At 57.9% G+C, this 1,040-nt stretch carries 2 protein-coding genes; both read right to left on the reverse strand.

Annotation, left to right across the window (positions count from 1 at the left end):
* Window positions 1-286, reverse strand: a 286-nt coding sequence (rplQ, locus tag ACR0IP_RS23200; protein ID WP_480528166.1) for a 50S ribosomal protein L17, incomplete at its 3' end; no start/stop codon positions are given.
* A 175-nt stretch (window positions 287-461) separates the two neighbouring features.
* On the reverse strand, window positions 462-1,040 hold a 579-nt coding region (locus ACR0IP_RS23205; protein ID WP_480528167.1), incomplete at its 5' end, for a DNA-directed RNA polymerase subunit alpha.

Raw genomic sequence — 1,040 nt, forward strand, 5'->3', positions numbered from 1 at the left:
GGACATAACCGCCCTGACGCTCAGCATAGCGGGGGCCCAGAACTTCGAACAGCTTGGCGACGTCTTTGTCTTCTTTCAGCTGAGCTGCGGCCTGACGGCGGGCGTGCAGGTCGCCGCGCTTGCCCAGGGTGATCAGTTTTTCGATGATCGGGCGCAGTTCTTTTGCTTTGGGCAGAGTTGTCTTGATCTGCTCATGTTCGATGAGCGAGCCAGCCATGTTTGCAAACAGAGCCTTGCGGTGCTCATGAGTACGGTTCAGGCGGCGGTAACCACGTGCGTGACGCATTTTTCAATTCCTTCTTTCGCGTTTTGCTTTGTCCGGCCTCCGATGCGTGTCAGAGGCTCACCTTGGGGCGGGATTGCCCGGATTGTACGTTTTGTACCGGCTTTCAGACCCCATTGGTCCGAAATGTACAAAACCTGCGACGGCAGGTTGGCCCCGCCGCCGCAGCCGAAGATGCTTAGAACGCGTCTTCGAATTTCTTTGCCAGATCTTCGATGTTGTCGGGCGGCCAGTCCTCGACATCCATGCCGAGGTGCAGACCCATGCCGGACAGCACTTCCTTGATCTCGTTCAGCGACTTGCGGCCGAAGTTCGGGGTGCGCAGCATCTCGGCTTCGGTCTTCTGGATCAGGTCGCCGATATAGACGATGTTGTCGTTCTTCAGGCAGTTTGCCGAACGGACCGACAGTTCCAGCTCGTCCACTTTCTTGAGCAGCAGCGGGTTGAACTCCAGACCATCGTCTTCGTCCTGACGGTTTGCCGATTCCGGCTCGTCGAAGTTGACGAAGATCGACAGCTGATCCTGCAGGATGCGCGCGGCGTAGGCCAGTGCGTCATCGGGGGTGATCGAACCGTCGGTGTCGATCTTCAGGGTCAGCTTGTCATAGTCCAGAACCTGGCCTTCGCGGGTCGGCTGAACGTCATAGGCGACTTTCTTGACCGGCGAATAGATCGCGTCGATCGGGATCAGGCCGATGGGTGCATCTTCCGGCTTGTTCTTCTCAGCCGAGACGTAACCCTTGCCGGTGTTGACGGT

The sequence above is a fragment of the Ruegeria sp. AL11 genome, from assembly GCF_056540865.1.